Origin of the sequence: Mastigocoleus testarum BC008 (genome assembly GCF_001456025.1) — a bacterium.
Lineage (GTDB): Bacteria > Cyanobacteriota > Cyanobacteriia > Cyanobacteriales > Nostocaceae > Mastigocoleus > Mastigocoleus testarum.
In genome coordinates, this window is sequence record NZ_LMTZ01000013.1 from 126,847 (window position 1) to 148,521 (window position 21,675).

Sequence of the window (21,675 nt, forward strand, 5' to 3'; positions counted from 1 at the left end):
TTTTTCCGAAATGTAAAATGAACAAATTGATTCTATTTAGATAAGTATTTTTGCGAAATATACAAAATACATGACCCATGAACCAGGAATTTCCATCAAAAAGCCCGACAAATTCTGGAATAAGTCTTTGAAAATAGAAGATCCCCGCAATTTGTTTTCGTCAGTAGGAAAGGCTGCGTTAAATGGTCTTTTGGGTAATTTAGATAGTGCTGCTGAAAATCTAGTGGAAGCTTCAGCAGAATTAGGAATAGCAAAAACACCGGGAGAAATTGCTTGGTTACTGATTTATAATTCTTTGACGACTGCAATGGTTGCTTTAGTGAAGAGCAATCAAGATTTGCAGATAAAAATAGATAATAATGAATTGGAAGTTAATGAACTCAAGATAATTTGTGATTATCACTTAGATCGCTTTTTGAAAGATAACGAATTACGTATTAACCAAAACTTTTTTACAAATCCCAAAGATTTACCCATTATTGAAATAATCAAAGTTCCTTTGAGGCAATGGTTAGAAGAGTTTGGGGAAGATAAAGCCGCAGCACAAAGTATTAGTGATCGCCTACCGACTTATTTTGTCTATGCTTTACGTGAGGAATGGAACAAAGATTCTCAAAAATACGCCTGTTTAACAGAACAGCCTGATACTCCTTTTATTAAAGCTAGCGAACAGGAAAATGCATGGCGGCGCTACTCAGCTTGGCTGCAAAGACAGGTTGAAGAACCGATGTTTTTCGAAGCATTTGGTCTCAAACAAATCTATGTTCCTTTGTATGCCTACTACAATTGTGAAGTTGAAGAAAATCAGCAGGATGATAAGTTTGAGGATAGACTACATGAAAACAAGCAATATCAGCGGGTTGTTGTTGATTTAGAAAGTCAACTCGAAACCTGGTTAAATCAAGCAGACCCTCATGACGCGATTCGAGTTATAAGTGGTGGACCAGGAAGCGGTAAATCTTCGTTTACAAAAATATTTGCTGCCAAGCAAGCAGAAAAAGAAAAGGTTCGAGTTTTATTTATTCCTTTACATCAATTCAATCCTACAGATGATTTGGTGGATGCAATTGGTAAATTTATTCAATCGGACATTGATAATATTTTACCTTCTAATCCTCTATCAAAAGAAAATGCTGAACCACGCTTACTGATTATTTTCGATGGTTTAGATGAACTAGCTATGCAGGGTAAAGCAGTTCAAGAAGTTGCTCAGCAATTTGTTAGGGAGATAGAAAAAAAAGTAGATAGATTTAATTCTAATAAAACTCGACTGCAAGCTTTAATTACTGGACGAGAACTGATAGTGCAGGCGAATAGTAATGAGTTCCGCAAACCAGAGCAAATTTTACACGTTCTACCTTATTTTGTCAGTAAAGATGATAAAGGAAAACATAATTACAAAGATGAACGCAAATTATTAAATGAAGATAAGCGCCAGCAATGGTGGAAGAAGTACAGTTTACTTAAGGGTCAAAAATATAGTAGCTTACCAAAAGAATTAGAAAAAAATAATTTAATTGAAATTACTTCCCAGCCTTTACTAAATTATTTGGTTGCTCTGAGTTTTATTAGGAAGAAAGTAGATTTTTCTCAAGAGAGTAATCTGAATATAATTTATGCAGATTTACTCAAATCTGTTTATGAAAGAGTTTGGGAAAATAAACGACAACATCCTGCAGTTAAGGGACTTAAGGAACAAGATTTTATCCGTGTTCTAGAAGAAATTGCTTTATCTTCTTGGCATGGTGATGGACGTACAACAACAGTCAGAGATATTGAAAATCATTGCAACCGCAGTGGTTTAAAAAAATGGCTGATGGAATTTCAAAAAAAAGCTGAGGAAGGCGTAACTAGGTTGTTACTTGCTTTTTATTTTCGTCAAAGTGGCTCGAATAATCAAGGAGACAAAACTTTTGAATTTACTCACAAGAGTTTTGGTGAGTATTTAACAGCAACACGCATTGTGCGGGAAATAAAACTAATTCACAAAAAGCTGAAAGCACAACAAAACGATCCTGATGAGGGTTGGGATGAAAAAGAAGCTCTAACCCGCTGGGCAAATTTGTGTGGTGCTTCACCGATGGATGAGTATTTGTTTAACTTTGTATTAGATGAAATACGCTTACAGAGTATACAAAATCCCTCGGATATTGCTAATTGGCAGCAAACACTATGCGAATTAATTAGTTTTATGCTGCGTCATGGAATGCCAATGGAACGTTTGAATCCTCGACCAGATTTTCATCAAGCAAATCAACAGGCGCGGAATGCAGAAGAAGCACTGTTGGTTGTATTAAATGCTTGTGCTAGGGTAACAGAAAATATTTCTCAAATTGAATGGGATTCCCCTGAAGCTTTTGGAAACTGGATTTCCCGACTACAAGGACAAAGAGTAGACGGTATTGTATTTTGCTTGAATCATCTGAGTTTTTTGAATTTGAAAGATTGCATTCTGTTATTTAGAGAGTTTTACTGGGCGAATCTTGAAGGGGTGATTCTTGAAGGGGCGAACCTTTATCGGGCGAATCTTTATGGGGCGAATCTTGAAGGGGTGATTCTTGAAGGGGCGAATCTTTTAGGGGCGACTCTTGAAGGGGTGATTCTTTATGGGGCGAATCTTTCAGGGGCGAATCTTTCAGGGGCGATTCTTTCAGGGGCGATTTTTTATCGGGCGACTCTTGAAGAGGTAAAAAATTATGAAAGTGCTAATTTTAAAGGAGCTAATCTCACAGAAACAGTACTTGAAGGTAAAGTAAAGACTTAAGTGATTTAAAATTCCTGTATGAGCTAAAAGTGAATTGTGTCGCTACTATGGTGCGAACTTATACTAATTCAATAAATCATTGCAACAGATTCTCCGGTAGAGACGTTGCATGCAACGTCTCTACAAAATCTATCTGTCTCATTATTTTTCCAAATTGGTATTATCTCAATGCTCCACATCCAGAGAAAGACCATGCAAAGCAACTAGAAGCAAGATGACTCTTTCAGTTCCTAGTTGATATGTACCTCATGGATTATTCATCTCGACAAACTTGGAATTGAAGGTAATTCCTCAGGATTGTCATCTTTTGTGATTTCTTCAATACCTTTCATTAAATTCAAATAACCGCGATATAAATTCAATAATTCAGAGGTAATTGCTGGATTAGAAAGTATGGGATTATTCAGCAAGTTATTGTTATTGGCAAGATTATTATTAGCAAAATCAATATCTAAAGTTGATAAAGTTGATACATTAAAATTGTCAATTACACTGCTAATTCCTGATTGACTAGAAATATTACTGGAAAAATCAATAATTTTATTCGCTTCAAGGTTAGCAAAATCAAAATTAAAATCGATACTGTCAAAGCTATCAAAAGTTGTCTCAACAAAGCTTAAATAATCAAGTTCTAAATCTAAACCTAAAATTTTGCGATCGCTATTTGTTGCTTGACTACTATTACTTGCCGACTGAGTAACAATTTGACGAATTTGATCGGGAGTCAGATTTGGGTTTGCACTGAGCATTAATGCAACCATTCCACTGACGTGAGGAGCCGCCATAGATGTACCACTGTAGGATTCATATCCATCATTTGGGACTGTAGAGTAGATATTTACGCCCGGAGCGGTCACATAAGCAATTTCATCATTACCAGCACGGTTGGAAAAATCAGCCAATTCATTATTTCGATCTACTGCTCCAACTGCAATTCCATAATCATCTGCATAGTTAGCCGGATACAAAGGAACTTCTCCGGAACTATTTCCAGCAGCCATGACAACAGTTACACCATTTTTATGGGCATATTCAATTGCTGATTCCACATCCCAACTGGGATATTCACCTCCAAGACTCAGATTAATAACATCAGCGCCGTTATCTACTGCGTAGTAAATTCCATCAACAATCGAACTGTAATAACCAGAACCACTATCATCAAGTACCTTCACGGGCATAATCTGGGCATCATAGGCTATACCAGTTACGCCATAATTATTATTAACACCAGCGATAGTACCTGCAACATGGGTACCATGTCCATCTTTGTCTAACGTGTCGTTGTTATCGTCATGGAAATTCCAACCGTAAATATCATCGATAAAACCATTACCGTCATCATCTTTGCCGTTACCAGCAATTTCCTTACTATTTGTCCAAATGTTATCTCGTAAATCCTTGTGGTTGTAGTCAACCCCACCATCAAGCACAGCAACAATTACACCTTCTCCGGTATATCCTTCATTCCAAGCACTTGGAGCATTTATCAAATCGGCTCCCCAATTATTACCACCTAAATCTGGAACTTCATTGATTTCTTTACCTGTAATTGTTTCTAAAGCTTCTTTTGTATCAATAGAACCATAACCTGTTGAAGAGTTATAACTACTGTTACTAACTAATCCTGAATAAGTGGGTTCTTGAAAGCTGAAAGTATTCTTTGAAGAGAAAGTATTGATATTTTGCCCTTTGCGATAATCGAGATTATTATTCAGGTAATCGATGGACATAAATTATTTTTAGAAAAAATTGTTATTTATTAGCAGCACGAAACTTTAAAAGCTTCACCGAAGTAAAGTTTTTAGTTATTGATATGCTTATGAAATTAAAAATAATGTAAATAAAAAAAATAAACAGATAATTGATTTACAGATTAGTTATGAACAAGAGAAAATTTGTCATCAAATAGTGACAGGATGTGCGATCGGCATCAACACACCCTGTATTAAATTTGAGCTAATCAGTAATCAGCTGCAAACTAATTTATATATCTGATAACTGTTAACTGTTAGCGGAGCGTGCGCGTTAGCGCATTAACTGATTAAGAAAATCCTCTAGAAATTGCCATTGCTCGTCTTACTGCTGCATCAGCATTTATTAATCCATGACCGTATTCCGTGTCATAACCAATAGCACCTAGATCGGTAGCAGTTTGAGAAATAATGGATTTAATTTGCTCTGCAGTTAAATTTTTATTGACACTCCAAAGTAATGAGGCAATACCAGATACCATTGCTGTTGATGCAGAAGTTCCATTAAATCGAGGGTCGTAGCCGTGAGTGTGGAAGCTACTAGATGGGTTAATTATGGCATTGGTACTAACAAATTCCGATGGAGCCATTAAGGTTAAACCATCTCCACGATTTGAACCCCACCATCCAATTCCAGAATAATCAATTCTTTGACCCGGTGTTTTTGGATTACCATACCAATCTGCTGTACCCCAAGAAGCACCGACAGCCATTACATTACTGTATTTTGCCGCTAAGTTAGCAGGGCTAGCAATACTATTACCACCGTCATTACCAGATGCAATTACAAAGAGAGCATTACTTTGATTGTTAGCAATTATCTGTTCGAGTTGTACTGAGTAACCGCCAACTAAACTTAAGTTGATGACTGCAAACTGTCCTAGGGAATTTGCTTCTTTAATTATTGTGTCAACAGCTCCAACCAGGTTATAGTCTCCAGAATCGCCACCTACAACATCAATGGTATAAATGGAAGAATTCCAATTAATTCCAGCAATACCTTGACCATTATTTGCTGCTGCTCCCATTGTTCCTTGAACGGGAGTCCCATGAGAAAAACCTTGCCATTCATCTAAATAATTATTACCAACAACAATAGTATCTCGTAGGTCGGGGTGAAGATTACCATTACTGTCAGTACCCAAGCCCGTATCGACAATCCCCATCAGCACATTATTATTACCTTGAGTAAAACGCCAAGCATTTTGAACGCCCGTCATGTGCAGGTTCCACTGCTGATTAAATAAAGGATCGTTAGGTATAACGGATAAATTAAGAGTGGTATCTGCAAATTGAACTACTTCGATATTTTCAAATAGGATCTGACGACCGTCACTAAATTTAATCGCATCAAATACACGTGCGCCATCGCCAGGATTGTAAACAACACCTCCATTTCCATTATTTGCAAGGTTGATTCCAACCGTGTTGGAAACATAATTGGACAAGTTGAGTGTGTCAAACAAACCCGAGGAGTAATTATAATTGCCATTACCGGAGAAAATATTCAAGTTGTAGCCCGACTGATAAGTAAAAGTATCAGCTCCAAAAGTTCCTTGGATATGATTTGTATTGCTATTTGCTGATTGAGGAATCGGAGATGCTACAACATTACTATCCCCACCTGCTGTTGGTAATGGTAAAGGACTACTACTTGTTGGTACAGGTGAATTTGTCTTGGGAACTGACGAAAAAGTTAGATTATAATCTGCTTCATTAAGGCTGTATGAATAAATATATACGTTATGTTCGTTATGTTTTCCGGGTTCTAAAGTTTCAATAATTGATTCATCAGAACCTGGACTCGTCGAACTAGAAACGATCTGACCATTAATGTCGAGTAAATGTACATCAATATCACTATCGCTATTATTATTGAGACCACTTACCGTTATATCAATATCGCTTCTACCATCTAAAGTTAATTGGTAATAATTATTTAAATCTAAACCACCGATGCGGTCGCTAATCGCTGCTCCATTTTCTAATTTGTACGCTTCGGTAAGAGTATCTCCCCCTAGATCTAAAAGTTCTGCACCAACAGTTAATCTATATCGGATATCCACATCTTCTTCGTAAGGATAAACTCGAATATAGTAATCACCTTCTTCCAAAATTTCATTGATCAATTCCGACCTCGTACCGCCGCGATTGGAATAAGCTATTACTTCGTCTCCATCTATTTGCAAGTTAGAATTGCGATCTTGAATTAGAGTGACGTCAGCATCGGCACTCAAATCATCCAAGGACAAGTTAAAACTGCTACTAGCACCGATAGTAAATTTATAGAAGTCACTTCCTTCTAACGAACTGACTGTATCAGTAATAATGACATTGTCAGTACCAAGATTTATATCGAAGGGATTTGAAATTTCCACTGCCATAATTTTGAGCCTGTGGTGGTACTACATATTCTATGAAAGTCGATTGTCTCTTAATTTACAAACTAATAAAGCTATCTTGTTCTAATTTTTACGAATGAGTAATCAGTATTTTATTAAGTTTTTATATTGGTATAAAGTCATTTTTTTTACATTTCGTCTTTACAGTATTATGAAGAGTTGATAAAAAATATACTCGTGACAAAATATTGCTCTATATTTTTGCAGCAAAAAAATTATTAATTCCTACTCCTTACTCATTACTCATTACTTATTACTCATTACTTATTACTCAAATCGTCTTCTCCTGCTAGTCTGAAAAAAATACTAGTGCTGATAATTTTTAAAGATGTTCCTGGAAAATTATGTGATGAATTCCGGGCTATTGGGTATTGGGCTAAATACAGTTTTAGTTTTCATAGCCTGGATCGCTCCCAAAAAACTTTTAACTCCCGTTGGTTTAATACATGCTTGGTTTTTGGGTGCAATACTTTGGTTAACTTTAGGTTGGCAAGGATATTTACTGGTAATATTTTATTTCTTGGTTGGTTCTGCTGTTACCCGTATTGGTATGGCAGAAAAAGAAGCTTTGGGTATTGCTGAAGAACGTTCTGGTACGAGAGGTCCGGGAAATGTTTGGGGCTCGGCATTTACGGGTTCGGTTTGTGCTTTGGCTGTATTAGCAGTTCGTTTGTTTTACCCGACAACTGATGGAAATCTGAAGCTAACCATAGTTTCCCTGCTAATACTAGGATTTGTTGCTAGCTTTAGTACAAAACTTTCTGACACTTCTGCAACTGAAGTTGGTAAAGCTTATGGTAAAAGCACTTATTTAATTACCACTTTAAAACCTGTTCCCCGTGGTACGGAAGGAGCGGTGAGTTTGGAAGGAACCCTTGCTGGTATTTTTGCTTCTGCTGCGATCGCATTTTTTGGATGGGGAATTGGTCTGATTGATTTAATTGGAGTTTTGTGGTGTACTCTAGCTGCTTTTATTGCAACTAATATTGAAAGTGTCATCGGTGCAACTTTAGAATCCCGCTATGATTGGCTTACCCATGATGTTGTGAACATTGTAAATACCTCAATTGGAGCAATTGTTGCGATCGCACTAGCTTTGTTGTGGAAAAGTTTTTCCTGAAGTTGGGTAATGGGTAATTGGTAATGGGTAATTGGTAATTGGTAATGAATGGAAAAGTATAGCGGATTGGTACAACCAAAAAGCTAAAAATTAGATGTAAAGCAGGTTGCACTCCTGACTTCTGACTTCTGACTTCTGATTCCTGACTCCTGCTAGAAATATTGAAAATACCTTTATTTAATTCCCAATTCCTAGTAGTCCACCACATAAGTTATGAGGGGTTAGTAATAAGAATAAAAAGTTCTTGTCTCCCCCCTCTCCCCTTACCTGCCTTCACCCGTCAAAATTAATGTGGTCGAGTACTAGTTCCCAATCCATAAATTAACGCTACAATTACGGGATGTTTCGCTTAGTCAATTATTGAGATCGAACGTTTAAATTGCTTTGCGCAAAAACATAAATCATATCGGGGAATCATGACACTTAAGATCTTCGGCAAATAATTTTAAGTGTTTATACGTAATTATTTCGTATATTAGTTGCTGTTTAGCACTTCTAGATTTAGGATATCTATGGTGAATTGGTGAAAGGATATTCTTCTAGAATGTGAATTATCTGATATCAAGGCTTGCACTATTTATTAGTCGTTTGTACGTATTCATTTTATGGAACCTTTACAGTTTTTGACCGTAGACGAAAAACCAATCGGTATAGGGGAAGTAATAAAATATTTACGAGCTTCAGGAAAGTTAGGACATTTTATAGGAGATGTTCTCCGTCAAAAAGTTATAGAACAAGAAATTAAAGCCAAAGAAGATGAAATAGAACTTAATTCTGTAATTGTCGAACAGGCTGCGATCGACTTTAGGCTCAAAAATCAACTTACTGAACCCCAAAAGTTTCAGGAATGGCTAGTGAAAAATAATACTGATTACACTACTTTTCATGAATCTATATCTTTTGGTTTTAAGTTAGACAAGCTCAAAGTTTTAGTTACAGAGGGAAAAATTTCCGAATATTTCATCGAACGTAAAATTTTTCTGGATCGAGTAGTTCTCTCAAGGATAATTGTTGATACTCGAGAATTGGCTGAAGAGTTACAAACTCAAATTCAAGAAGGTGTTAGCTTTGAGCAATTAGCTAGGGAATATTCCCTCACAGATGACCGCATTCTTAACGGGATGATGGGAGCAGTAAGTAGGGGAACAATGCCGGATGTACTCCGTGCTGCAGTGGATATAGCTAATGCTGGGGATTTATTAGGACCGATCCAACTAGAGGAACGTTATGGTTTATTTCGGGTCGAACAGTTTCTCCCGGCGACTTTGGAAGATATTCAGTTAAAAAAAGCTCTACAGAATGAATTATTTGAGAAATGGCTAGCGGAGAAAATTCAAAAACTGACGGTCAAGCTGGAAGTGAAGTAACAGCAGTTGATGATTCTTTTGCGGCTCAAGTGCTAGCTTCTTTGGCTTGGAATCAACCACCATTGTCTTGGTTAACAACCGAACAACAGTCCCGAGTGGAAGAACTTGGGAAAGTGTTGCGCTATAAATTAGGAGAAAAAATTTGGTCGTCTTTCTCGACGTCAACAGAATATCAATTTTTAATTATTTCTGGTAAGGTTCGTTGGCGAGATGAAAAGACCAGTCAACCTATAGGAACAATAGATGCAGGGAATTGGTTTGGCGATTTAAAAAAGTCAGTTGTTGACTGTAAAGCAGTTGCAGCAAGTAAAGAAGTTATTATTGTTCGTTGGGAAACTACTGTTTGGGAGGAACTTGCTACGCCTCAAATAGTTGAATTCTGGCGTGAAGATGATTTGGAAACTCCTGAGAAAACTTCTGAGAAACTTTCTGAAAAAACTCTTGATAGAGGTTTAAGTGATAACGGTTTAATTTCCAAACAAACTAATACTGAAATTAGGGATGAAGAATTTACAGAGCAAGCAGCTACAAACAAACAAGCTCAAACTCAACTAGATCTATCTAAAGTACAAGAATTAGCAGTAAATAACAGTAACTATTCCGGCGATACAGAACCTCCTTCAAATCATTCTTCTCGTCAAGAATACAGTTACTCCAGTACTCGCCAAAGTTTACTTAACCTGACCCTTCCTCCTCAAGGTTTGAATTCTGCAGCTTATCCATTTGTTAGTAGCTCGAATACTGGTGCTGCTTGTTTGACAATGGTGGCGCAACAGTTAGAACACCCTGTAAAACTAGAATGGGTGCAACGTCAACTCAGAGGACAACGTCCAAAACATTTGATTGAAGCCTCAGAAAAATTAGGTTTTGTTTTGCGCCGCTTGCAAATTAATAGTTGGAAGGAATTACGACAACTTTCATATCCAGTTTTATTACGATGGGGTACATCTGGTCATAATGACGGTAATTGGGTGGTAGCTTACGCGATGGCTGGCGATCGCCTGATTATTGCTAATCCCCTCAATACAGAACAACGTTGTGAAAGTCTTACCCAAGAGATAGTTGAAGAGTATTGGGATGGTAAACTCTGGCAAGCAGAACTAGTTCAAAAACAAGAAAAGTTTAACTTAGGTTGGTTTACTCCAGCTGTTTGGCGCTACAAAGGTTTACTTTCAGAAGTTTTAATAGCTTCTTTTACTCTGCAGTTATTGGGTTTAACTACCCCATTAATTACCCAAGTCATTATTGATAAAGTCATGGTACAGGAGAGTTTACCAACTCTCGATGTCATGGCGATAGCTTTATTATTAGTTGCGGTTTTTGAAGCAGTTCTGGGAATTCTCCGTTTATTTATTTTTACCCATACAGCCCGTCGCTTAGATTTAAGTTTATCAGCGCAATTATTTCGCCACTTAATGCGTTTACCATTAGCTTATTTCGAATCGCGACGGGTGGGAGATACGGTAGCGCGGGTCCAAGAATTGGAACAAATTCGTCAGTTTCTTACCGGTACAGCATTAACAGTTGTACTCGACAGCATCTTTGCTGTGGTCTACCTGGCGTTAATGTTCTATTACAATCTTTCCCTAACTGTAGTTGCTTTAGCCGTACTACCTTTATTTGCCACATTAACCTTAATCGCCACACCGATTCTTCGTAATTGGCTAAACCAAACCTTTAACCGCAGCGCCGATAGTCAATCATTTTTAGTCGAGACAGTCACCGGGATTCACTCTGTTAAAGCCCATGCAGCCGAACCCATAGCTCGCGATCGCTGGGAAGGATTATTTGCTCGGTTTGTTCGTACTGGATTTAAAGCTTCTACTACTTCCAATATCAGTAGTAATATTGGTGATTTTTTAACTAATTTTTCTAGTTTATTGATTCTGTGGTTTGGAGCCAAATTAGTTATCGAACAAAAGCTAACAGTCGGTCAATTGGTAGCCTTTCAAATGCTATCTGGACGGGTAACTGGACCACTGTTACGTTTGGTGCAACTATGGCAAAATTTGCAACAAGTTCTCCTATCAGTAGATCGAATTGGGGATATTCTTAACGTTGCGCCAGAAGCAGAACCGGGAACGGGTTTAGTTCTACCAAGCATTAAAGGACAAGTTACCTTCGAGCAAGTATTCTTTCGCTATAAAAGTAATACCGAACCCGTATTAAGAGGAATCTCCTTCGATGCTCAACCAGGACAATTTGTCGGTATTGTCGGACGCAGCGGTTCTGGTAAAAGTACTCTCTCCAAACTTTTACAGCGCCTATACCAAATCGAATCAGGTCGGATTTTAGTAGATGGTTTTGATATTAAAAGTGCTGATATTGCATCTTTACGTCAGCAAATAGCCGTAGTTCTCCAAGAAGATTTTTTGTTTAATGGCACCATCTTAGAAAATATTACTTTGGGACATCCTGATATTAGCGCCGAAGAAGTTGTTGAAGCTGCTAGACTTGCAGTCGCCCATGATTTTATCAGTCAACTCCCCCACGGTTACGAAACCAATGTGGGCGAACGGGGTACAGCCTTATCAGGGGGACAACGTCAACGGATCGCCCTCGCAAGATTATTCCTTTCCCATGCTCCAATTTTAATTTTGGATGAAGCAACTAGCGCTTTAGATAGCGAAACCGAACAACAAGTTCTGCAAAACCTACAAAAAATCTCTGAAGGAAGAACAGTATTTCTAATTGCTCACCGTTTTGCACCTCTGAAGCGTGCTGATTTGATATTAGTGATGGAAAAAGGTGTAATTGCAGAGCGGGGTAACCACCCAGAGTTATTACGACAAAAAGGTTTGTATTGGTCGTTGTATCAAAGACAGCAAGCAAATGTTTAGGATCTTTTGTCACCAAAATTTTTCTCAACTGAAATATTAAATGATAATTCCTAATGTTTGAATAATATGCAGAACTTCCCAAAAATGATTTAGACAGGTTAAGAGAACTCAAACATTCTATTGAATATAGTTCTCAAAATAAATCTAAGTATGCTTATAATTTCGATGAATATTATGAGGAATTGAGTGAGTTCTTCCAATTGATGGCTGACCCACTTCCTCCAGATTGTGAATTGAAAGAATCGCTATTACCTAAGCTATTACCTAAGCTATTACCTAAATATTATCTTGATTTCAAAGAAGAATATTACAAAACAGGGCCTTATACATTTTTGAATCATTGCCAATATTCAAAAATAATTATTTTTACTAAATTGAAATCTGCCAAAGACTAGGCAGTCAGCACAAATTTATTCAATTATTAAGAAGAAGATAATTAAACAATTAATGGGAGTATACAATAAAAACCTAACTGCCAATTACCAATTACCAATTATCAATTACCAATTACCAATTACCAATTACCAAAATTTGTTTATTTATACTTATTTACTTAAATAATGTTGGTATTGTATCTTATTTGAGTAATAAATCCGATATTTAATTTTGTTTTTTTAGAGTATTTTAGATAGTTTTTCAAAACACAAAAAAATCTAATTTAATTACAAAATACAAAAACATAAAACTCTTTATATTCCCATATTAAATATTTAAATAAACAAGTATTTTTATGGATAGTATTCTTAGTTTAAAAGTGTAAAAATTTACGGTAGTACCTATTGAGGTCTTACCGAATGGATGAACAGCGTCTGCGCGCTTATCTGACACTGATTCAAGAACTGCTACGATGTCCGAGTGGAGAAGAACTGGCACTATTGAAAGAACATTCAGATCTGCTTGATGCTGATTTCATTAAAATTATGGAACATGTAGCAAATCAAGCAGAAGAGCAGGGTGCACAAGGGGCTGCATATTTTTTACGAAATTTAGCACAACAGTTAAAAGAAGCAGTAGAACAAGCATCGGGAAATCTTGAAAGTGACCCCGAAGATCGTTATTCTGCTTATATTAAATTAATTGAAACTTTATTAAACTGTCCTAGCGGTTCAGAAGCAGAAGTTTTACGTAAAAATCAAGAATTAATTGATAGAGGTTTTATTCTTAAAGTTACTCAAGTTGCAGGAATGTTGGAAGAGATTGGTGAAGGAAGAGCCGCTAATTTCTTACAAAATATTGCTGCTCCCCTTGCTGAAGGATTAATTACTTCATTACCGCCAGATGTTTCAAAAAGTCATATAGATTTTCTGGCGGAAGCTTTACGAATAACTTCTAACAGTAATGCTAACGCTAAGATGGTTTATCCATTGTTACAAAATAATTTGGATAAACTCAATCTACAATTAGCTAAAGCAATTACAGAGTGGGTTAAGGACATTACAACTAGAGTCCAGCCTCCCATCGCCCAAAGTATTGCTGTTGATATTGTTCACTTTAGTATTTTGATTCAAAGATTTCCCTTAGGAAACCATAGTGATAATCTGGAAATCGCTGTTAGTGGATATCATGCAGCATTGACAATTTTTGAGCGCGATCGCTTTCCCGAACAATGGGCTGGAACTCACAATAACCTTGGTAATGCTTATGTGGAGAGGGTCCAGGGTGACCGAGCAGACAATTTAGAACAAGCAATTGCATCTTATAAAGCAGCTGCGGAAGTCTACGGACGAGACCGCGCTCCTGATGATTGGGCGATGGTGCAAAATAACCTCGGTACTGCTTACTTCAACCGCATTTTAGATGAAAAAGCAGAGAATGTTGAAATTGCTATTGAATGTTATCTAAATGCGCTGCAAATCTATCAACGGGAATTAACTCCCTACAAATGGGCAGCAATTCAATTTAATCTTGGTAATGCTTATAGCGATCGCATTTTTGATGACAGAGAAGAAAATATTGAACTAGCAATTGAATACTATTTAGCTGCATTAGAGGTATATCAACGCGAACGTACTCCCAACGAATGGGCAATGGTTCAATACAATTTAGGTAACACTTATAGAAACCGCATTCGTGGAGATGAATCTGAAAATCTAGATTCTGCTAATAGATGCTATTTAGCTGCCTTAGAAATATACAAAAATAATCACTTTCCATCACAAGAATAATAGATTATTTGGGTTAAATTGTAATCGCTTAAGGGTAAGTGCTACGAAAATAGCTATTTTAGAAAGTGTATCTTGAGGGCGCATGGCAGTGCACCTACGTCTTTATAGTATGGTGGGCAATGCCCACTTAATACTATAAATAGTATAGATGAAATAGTATAAATAAAAATACGAAAATTACAAATTTTGTTTTATCATTAGTTCCAACAATTATTTACTTATTATATTATTTACACTTTATTTTATACAAGTTGCTACAGTAAATTATATCACTTGTTTTATGGTTACAAAATAATCGAAATTTTAAAATTAAGACTTGAAAACCAACTAAAACTCTTGCAGACCAAGACTAACAGAGTAACCTGTTTATTTAATACCCGATACATGATAGTTTAAAAATCCACAAACAAATTAAGATAGAATATCTTTTGTTTTTTCTACAAAGGATTTTTAAGTTTGCTGACGTTTTATCAGTATCTTGAATTTAAGTTAGGATTTTAGTTAAAAATACCCAAGTATATTTATAAGCAATTAGAAAATCATATGATAGTCGCAGATCAAAAGCGCTTCCGTGCATATCAAAATCTAATTGAAGAATTATTGAGTTGTGAAAAAGGTCAAGAGAAAGATGTTTTAAAATCAAATCAAGATTTGATTGATGAAGAACTAATCCAAATATTGCTTTCAGAGGCAGATAAAGTATCTAGCCAAGGCAACGAGTTTGTTAGTAACTTGATGTTATCAATTGCAGTTTGCATTGGTGAAGAATTAGATTCTATATCATCTACAATTGATCGAAAAAAAATAGAAAATTTAGACCGACAGCAAAAACAAAATTATCTAAAATTTCTGCTACAAATTCTGGAAGTTACAGCGGAAAGTCAAGGTAGAAAAGAGTCAATTTATCCTATGATGATGGATAATCTTGATAAATTAGATTCGTCATTTACCGAAATTTTACGCCAGTGGGGAGTTGATGTATTGTCTGAGAATAAATCAGAAGATGCAGAATCTCTGGCGGCAATTTTAGTGGAATTTGGTAATTTAATTAGCCAGTTTCATGCAGGTGATAAAGCTAATAATATTGAAATAGCCATTGTCTGCCATAAAATGGCTCTCACTGTATTCGAACGGGATAAATACCCCTTTGATTGGAGTACTACTCAGAACAATTTAGGAACAGCTTTTTTCTACAGAATTAATGGAAATAGAGCCGCTAATGTCGAGAAAGCTATTGCAGCTTATAATGAAGCACTCAAAACTTTAAAACAGGTTCCTTTACCACAACAATGGGTGGCAATAAAATATAACTTAGCTAATGCTTATCGTCATCGTATTAGGGGCGAACGCAGCGAGAATTTGGAGCAAGCTATTGAGGCTTACACTGAGGCTTTATCGGGTTATACGCGCGATACTTCGCCTTTAGATTGGGCAAGAATTAAAAATTATTTGGGTAATATTTATTACGAGAGAATCAAAGGCGATCGAGGACAAAATTTAGAAAAAGCAATTGAGTTTTATAATGCTGCCTTAGAAGTGATTACAGCTCGAATTAATCCCACTGAATGGGCAACAATCCAAAATAATTTAGGCAATGCTTTCCGCAACCGCACAAAAGGTAATGAAGCTGAAAATTTAGAACAAGCAATTAATGTCTATAAACAAGCTTTAGGAGTTTATACTAGTAACACTTATCCTGAAGAATGGGCAATGACGCAAAATAATTTGGGTAATGCTTTTCGTCATCGACTTTATGGGGATACAGCCGAAAACATAGAGCAAGCTATTAACGCATACCGTGCAGCGTTGCAGGTAATTACTCGAGAAGCCTGTGCAAAAGAATGGGCAATGACACAAAATAATTTGGGTAATGCTTACCGCAATCGGATCGAGGGCAATCAATTTGAGAATTTAGAAAGAGCGATCGCTGCTTATAATAAAGCATTACAAGTAATTACTCGGGAAACTTTCCCACAACAATGGGCGACAATCCAAAACAATTTAGGTCATGCTTACCGCAGCCGGATCAAAGGCTCTCAACCTGAAAATATCCAACAGGCGATGAGAGCTTATAAAAAAGCTTTATCTGTTTATAATCGTCGCGATTTCCCCCAAGAATGGGCAACAACACAAAATTATTTACATTCAGTTTCTTACGTGAAAGCTCAAAGCAATCGACCCCAAAGTTTGAAGTCTACCATCTGTTCTAATTTACTTTATCAATATTAGCTTGATTTTAAGCGGTTATTTTTTTTGGAAGTAACAATCGCCAACAAAATATGTAATTAGTCGCATTAGCCTTATCAGGGTCTAACGAAAATTATGCTTGTGGGTATTTACAGAGAGAACATATTATTATCGATTAACTATGAATCATTAACTATAGCCAACGAACAGACGAGATAGTTGTGAAATTAGATTATGAAATTAGATTATGAAATTAGAAATAATTTTATTAATTCAACGCTGATGTAATAAATTGGTAACAAAGGGAAAATTTTTAGCATTTTGGTAAATTTTGTTGAGTTTATCTGTTGCCTCGGAATCTATTTCACCTTTGTGGATACAAATTAGCTTGGTTGCTGTCTGGATATTGCTAATTGCTCTTGCAGCATGGTTAGTATGGCGTCTAGGGAGTGACGATTCAGAGGTTATCCGCAAAATAGTTCATATCGGTACTGGCAATGTGATTTTACTCGCTTGGTGGTTAGACATGCCTGCCATTATCGGTATTGTAGCTTCAGTGATCGCTAGTGCTGTCATGTTGTTGTCTTATCGCTTCCCTATTCTCCCCGGAATTAATAGTGTTGGTCGTCAAAGTTTGGGGACATTTTTCTATTCTGTGAGTATTGGAATTCTGATTGCTTGGTTTTGGAATATTCAACAACCACAATATGCTGTCCTGGGTGTTTTAGTCATGGCTTGGGGCGATGGTTTAGCAGCTTTGATTGGAAGGCGTTTTGGAAAAAATAAGTATGAAGTTTTTGGCGGTCAGAAAAGCTTGGAAGGGTCTGCAACTATGGCTGTCGTGACTTTTACTGTCAGTTTTTTAGTCTCTATTTTCGTGAGTGGTAACTTTTGGCAGGCTGCTTTAGTATCAACGATAGTTGCAGTAATTACAACTGCATTAGAAACCTTTTCTTTATTGGGTATTGATAATTTGACTGTTCCTTTAGGTAGTGCGACTCTAGCATATATATTAGACCGGTTAACACAAGGTATTGGTTAGAGATATTTTTGTTAATGCCAAAATATTAAATACTATTACTAAATCAAAGCGTGAAACTTTAGGACTCATAGCGAAACTTCGGTTTGCTAACTTTAACTTTATATAATCGAGATTTTTATATAAACGCATTAACAGACAGATATATTTTGTAGAGACCTTGCAGAGCCTGGGGCGTCGGCGTTAGCTTCTGCAAGGTTTCTACCGAAGGATCTGTTGAAATGATTTATTGAATTGGTATTAGGTATTGGGCGATTGTCAGTTCATATAGCGCTACGCGTAGTTTTCAATTACGAACTGCTTGAGATTTTGCTCTTTTCAAGCTCGACGGTAGGTGGTTAAACAACAAGCAATACTTGTTAAAAAACTCATTAACAACACCTATTAAATAATTATCTGAGCAGAATTAATTTAATATTTCTTAGCATTTGCCAACAGTTGAAAATACATTTAATGTAGTCTCGTTGTCAGGCTATAAGCAATTTTGCTTACCTGCTTTAGATCTATATTCCACCTCTTGAAATCAAATATCCAGCAGCAAAGATAATCGCTAATTACGTATTAAGTTATATTAGCTATAAGTGAAAATCATGAAAAATTGCGATAATCATCCAAGTTTGAAATATATTTGGGATTGAGCAGCACATTGGAACTACAAACAATTAGGAGTATGCAAATCTAARTATRRSYYATATTTATTGTGTAGCTAATTTATCATAAATAAACTAATGATTTATGCTTGACTATAAGCATCATTTGTTTTAATGCCACAAAATATACACTTATAACCAATAGATCATTTTTTTTAATAATAAACGTCATTTAATTGTCTTTTAACTTATAAAATAATTTGACATAAATAAGCAAATATAAATGACCCCTTATGGCGCTACATAGTAGAGGTTTCAAGGATTTTTCAGATGCGAAATTTTCCTGGTTTATAAGAACTTATATCTGCCAAATTGAATATATTTTTGTGCAAGGGTGCAAAATAATATTGCAGGTATGCCGATAATTTTGCTGTGTTTGTTCCAGACAATCGGTTAAACTTTATAGTTGTATAGTTGTCAGGATCATTGCTTGCAACTACCTGAAGCTATGTGGTAATTGCATTCTCGTAGTTCATTGACCCCGACTTCACTTGTGAGAAATTCACTAAAAGCATGATGGAATTTACCAAAGATTTTAAGATTCCCGATCCAGTTCCCCAAGCAGGTATCGAGCAAGCGGTAAAATTGATGGAAACGGGGCGAATGTATCGCTACAATTTCCACGCAGAATTTGAGGAAGAAATAGACCCCTCTGAATTAGATGATGAATTAGCAACTGAAGTCACTAAACTGGAATATGAATTTAGTCGCTATATAGAACATAAATATGTGATCGCTGTTAATTCTTGCGGCAGCGCTCTTTTTATGAGTCTTAAAGCCGCTGGATTAGAATATCAAGATAAGGTATTCAGTAATGCTTTTACCTTTACTGCAGTTCCAAGCAGTATTGTTCATGCTGGTGGTATTCCCATATATCTGGAATGCAACTCTCAGTATCTGATTGACGTTGAAGACTTCAAACGCAAGATCAAACAGCATCCTGACGCCAAATACTTTATCGCATCCCACATGCGAGGACATGTATCGGATATGGAAGCTATTAAAAAAATTTGCGATGAAGAAGGAATTTACCTAATAGAGGACTGCGCCCACAGCTTGGGTGCGAAGTGGAGCAATGGTAAGCACGTAGGACATACCGCCAAAATTGCTTGCTTTAGCAGCCAAAGTTACAAAATGCTTAACTCTGGTGAAGGAGGGTTTATTGCGACGTCTGACGAAAGGGTTGCAGCTTACTGTATTTTGGCTGCTGGTTGTTACGAAAAACTTTACAAAAAACATTTAGCTCGACCTTTCAACGATGAAATATTTGAAGAGCTAAAACCCTATGTTCCAAATTTTAGTCTGAGAATGACAAATTTAACTGCAGCAGTACTCAGACCCCAGCTTGGAATTTTGGATGAGAAAATAAATCGCTACAACACACTGTATGACCAATTGGCGGGTATTTTGGAAACAGTGGAAAGCATTCATATTCCTCCATCCCTAGATAGAGTGAAACGTGCGCCTGACAGTATGCAATTTAACCTTCTAAATTTCACTAAATCACAAGTAGACCAATTTGTCAAAGACACGGCGGTTAAGGGTTTAAAAATCCAAATATTTGGACGCCTCGATAACGCTCGTTATTTTAAAAATTGGCAATACTCGTTTACAGAAATGCCTGAACTCAAGCAAACAGAAGAGATTATTGCTTGTGCTTGCGATCTGAGATTGTCGCCTTCGTTTACTACAGAGGATATTGATACAATTGGCCGTATCATTAAAGATGTTTTAAAGGATATTGTCGGCGAGACAAATCAAGCACTTTCTTCTGTCTAGATAGCCAGCAGTTTTGAGGGTAAGAAACTGTTGACAGGATTTCCTGTAGGTAGTGTGTTGGGATACTAGTCCTAACATACCCGCTTCATGTGGAAATTTGGCGTTTATGATTGGTGGTATGTTACGGAAACTTGTCCTAACATGCCCCATATCTGATGATTATGAATATATTTTTGGATTAGGATATTTCTCGTATCTTGTCCACAATTCTCATTTACTTTAAAGAAAATTATGATTTCCTAAACCATCACCTTGATATTATTAGGCTTAATATTATATTTTGTTGATTTAGACTTTCTCAATATTTTAAAGACGGTAGATTGCATATTTAAAGCAATCGTATAAAAATGTGACAGCTTTGACCCATATTATATGATGTCCGCTTAATTACTTATGAAAAAATATGTTTGTAGTAGCGCTTTAGCGCCAATGTTTGTCTATTGCGCTAAAGCGCTACTACGAACCTTATTACAAGTGTTTTACCGGACATAATATTACTTAATTTTTTTGAATTTAAATGATTGAGTAAATAAGACTATATGCATGTACGTGCCTCATATGTAAATTATTACTAGGATAAGGAAAGGCGTACAGTTCGAAATAAATTAATTAGAAGCTATGGGAAACCATATTCCATGCAGATAAAGTACTATCGCCTAAGCGGAGATATTTCCGTTTAGGCTTCAAGCTATAAAAAAAGATATTCCTATTTGTAGATATACCGGGTATAAACCCAATTCATTATGGACTTGAAAGACAAAGAATCAACAAATAAATTTTCTCCACCCAACAAGAAACTAAATGGGAAAAAATCATTCTCTCTCCAAGGAATCTTAACCCGAGAACGGATTATTTCTTTGACTACTGTGGCGATCGTATTTACTGCTTGGACGATGGTGACAGAAAAGGAATTAGTCAGTCCATTATTTTTACCATCTCCCATGAGAGTTTGGGCTGCTTTTGTAGATATTTGGCAAAATGGCTATAAAGGAAATTCGTTGATTTTTCATATCGGCGAAAGTATGTATCGCTTGGTATTTGCTTTAGTGTTAGCAATTGTCACAGCAATACCTTTGGGGATGTTGTCTGGTTTTTCTAAACCTATTCGGGCTGCACTGGATCCGATTGTTGAATTTTATCGCCCTTTGCCACCACTTGCATATTATACATTGTTAGTAATCTGGCTAGGGATAGAAAACCCTTCTAAAATTGCCCTACTTTATTTGGGAGCATTTGCACCGTTATATATTGCAGCCGTATCTGGAGTCCAGAGAATACCGCGCGATCGCGTTAATGCTTCTTTGAGCTTGGGTGCAAGTTCGTGGCAAGTATTTACTTTTGTAATTTTTCCTTCTTGTTTGCCAGACTTATTTACTGGATTGCGTACGGCAATTGGATTTACTTACACTACCCTAGTAGCAGCAGAAATGGTGGCGGCGGTTTCCGGTATCGGTTGGATGGTATTAGATGCAAGTAAATTCCTTAGAAGCGATCAGATTTTTGTCGGCATCATTATTATGGGTATCATCGCGATCGCGATCGATGCTTGCATTCGTTGGGTAGAAAAAACTCAGTTACCCTGGATCGGTCACGACTCATGAGCCATAC

Annotated in this window: 11 protein-coding genes; 9 read left to right on the forward strand and 2 right to left on the reverse strand. The window is 36.6% G+C overall.

Features of this window, described 5'->3' with window-relative positions:
• The first annotated feature begins 70 nt into the window (after nt 1–70).
• Nucleotides 71–2,764 carry a pentapeptide repeat-containing protein gene (locus tag BC008_RS03795; protein ID WP_058183167.1) on the forward strand — a complete coding sequence of 898 codons (2,694 nt, stop codon included), beginning with the start codon at nt 71–73 and terminating at the stop codon, nt 2,762–2,764.
• A 257-nt stretch (nt 2,765–3,021) separates the two neighbouring features.
• Here the strand turns inward: BC008_RS03795 and BC008_RS03800 are convergent, their stop codons facing one another.
• Both BC008_RS03800 and BC008_RS03805 read right to left on the reverse strand, forming a co-directional pair.
• A complete protein-coding gene (locus BC008_RS03800) occupies nt 3,022–4,497 on the reverse strand; it encodes a S8 family peptidase (RefSeq protein WP_063800737.1) in 1,476 nt (491 codons plus the stop codon).
• A 311-nt stretch (nt 4,498–4,808) separates the two neighbouring features.
• Nucleotides 4,809–6,902 (reverse strand): S8 family serine peptidase, encoded by a 2,094-nt coding sequence (locus BC008_RS03805; RefSeq protein WP_027846471.1) that lies wholly within the window; start codon nt 6,900–6,902, stop codon nt 4,809–4,811.
• A gap of 367 nt (nt 6,903–7,269) precedes the next feature.
• On the opposite strand from BC008_RS03805, the gene BC008_RS03810 reads away from it, so the two are divergent.
• From BC008_RS03810 to BC008_RS03850, 8 genes are all read left to right on the forward strand, one after another.
• Complete coding sequence (locus BC008_RS03810; protein WP_235595787.1) at nt 7,270–8,040, forward strand: TIGR00297 family protein; 771 nt, start codon at nt 7,270–7,272, stop codon at nt 8,038–8,040.
• Nucleotides 8,041–8,645: 605 nt separating this feature from the next.
• Complete coding sequence (locus BC008_RS03815; protein WP_027845077.1) at nt 8,646–9,407, forward strand: peptidylprolyl isomerase; 762 nt, start codon at nt 8,646–8,648, stop codon at nt 9,405–9,407.
• On the forward strand, nt 9,356–12,247 hold the full coding sequence (locus BC008_RS03820) for a peptidase domain-containing ABC transporter (RefSeq protein WP_027845078.1): 2,892 nt from the start codon (nt 9,356–9,358) through the stop codon (nt 12,245–12,247). Before BC008_RS03815 ends, BC008_RS03820 begins: the two co-directional genes overlap by 52 nt.
• Before the next feature lie 794 nt (nt 12,248–13,041).
• On the forward strand, nt 13,042–14,412 hold the full coding sequence (locus tag BC008_RS03830) for a tetratricopeptide repeat protein (protein ID WP_058183170.1): 1,371 nt from the start codon (nt 13,042–13,044) through the stop codon (nt 14,410–14,412).
• Between the two features lie 543 nt (nt 14,413–14,955).
• On the forward strand, nt 14,956–16,641 hold the full coding sequence (locus BC008_RS03835; protein WP_058183172.1) for a tetratricopeptide repeat protein: 1,686 nt from the start codon (nt 14,956–14,958) through the stop codon (nt 16,639–16,641).
• A 289-nt stretch (nt 16,642–16,930) separates the two neighbouring features.
• Entirely contained in the window at nt 16,931–17,641 is a 711-nt protein-coding gene (locus BC008_RS03840) for a diacylglycerol/polyprenol kinase family protein (protein WP_027845079.1), read from the forward strand.
• A gap of 1,160 nt (nt 17,642–18,801) precedes the next feature.
• Nucleotides 18,802–20,067, forward strand: a complete 1,266-nt coding sequence (locus tag BC008_RS03845) for a DegT/DnrJ/EryC1/StrS family aminotransferase (RefSeq protein ID WP_027845080.1) — start codon at nt 18,802–18,804, stop codon at nt 20,065–20,067.
• 743 nt (nt 20,068–20,810) lie between these two features.
• Entirely contained in the window at nt 20,811–21,668 is an 858-nt protein-coding gene (locus tag BC008_RS03850) for an ABC transporter permease (protein ID WP_082650474.1), read from the forward strand.
• Nucleotides 21,669–21,675: the final 7 nt, after the last annotated feature.

Bases quoted from the DNA above. Each gene is read 5' to 3' on its own strand.
- BC008_RS03830 (WP_058183170.1), top strand. From the start codon at position 13,042: ATGGATGAACAGCGTCTGCGCGCTTATCTGACACTGATTCAAGAACTG.
- BC008_RS03820 (WP_027845078.1), top strand. From the start codon at position 9,356: ATGGCTAGCGGAGAAAATTCAAAAACTGACGGTCAAGCTGGAAGTGAA.
- BC008_RS03835 (WP_058183172.1), top strand. From the start codon at position 14,956: ATGATAGTCGCAGATCAAAAGCGCTTCCGTGCATATCAAAATCTAATT.
- BC008_RS03815 (WP_027845077.1), top strand. From the start codon at position 8,646: ATGGAACCTTTACAGTTTTTGACCGTAGACGAAAAACCAATCGGTATA.
- BC008_RS03805 (WP_027846471.1), bottom strand. From the start codon at position 6,902: ATGGCAGTGGAAATTTCAAATCCCTTCGATATAAATCTTGGTACTGAC.
- BC008_RS03800 (WP_063800737.1), bottom strand. From the start codon at position 4,497: ATGTCCATCGATTACCTGAATAATAATCTCGATTATCGCAAAGGGCAA.
- BC008_RS03795 (WP_058183167.1), top strand. From the start codon at position 71: ATGACCCATGAACCAGGAATTTCCATCAAAAAGCCCGACAAATTCTGG.
- BC008_RS03850 (WP_082650474.1), top strand. From the start codon at position 20,811: ATGGACTTGAAAGACAAAGAATCAACAAATAAATTTTCTCCACCCAAC.
- BC008_RS03845 (WP_027845080.1), top strand. From the start codon at position 18,802: ATGATGGAATTTACCAAAGATTTTAAGATTCCCGATCCAGTTCCCCAA.
- BC008_RS03810 (WP_235595787.1), top strand. From the start codon at position 7,270: ATGAATTCCGGGCTATTGGGTATTGGGCTAAATACAGTTTTAGTTTTC.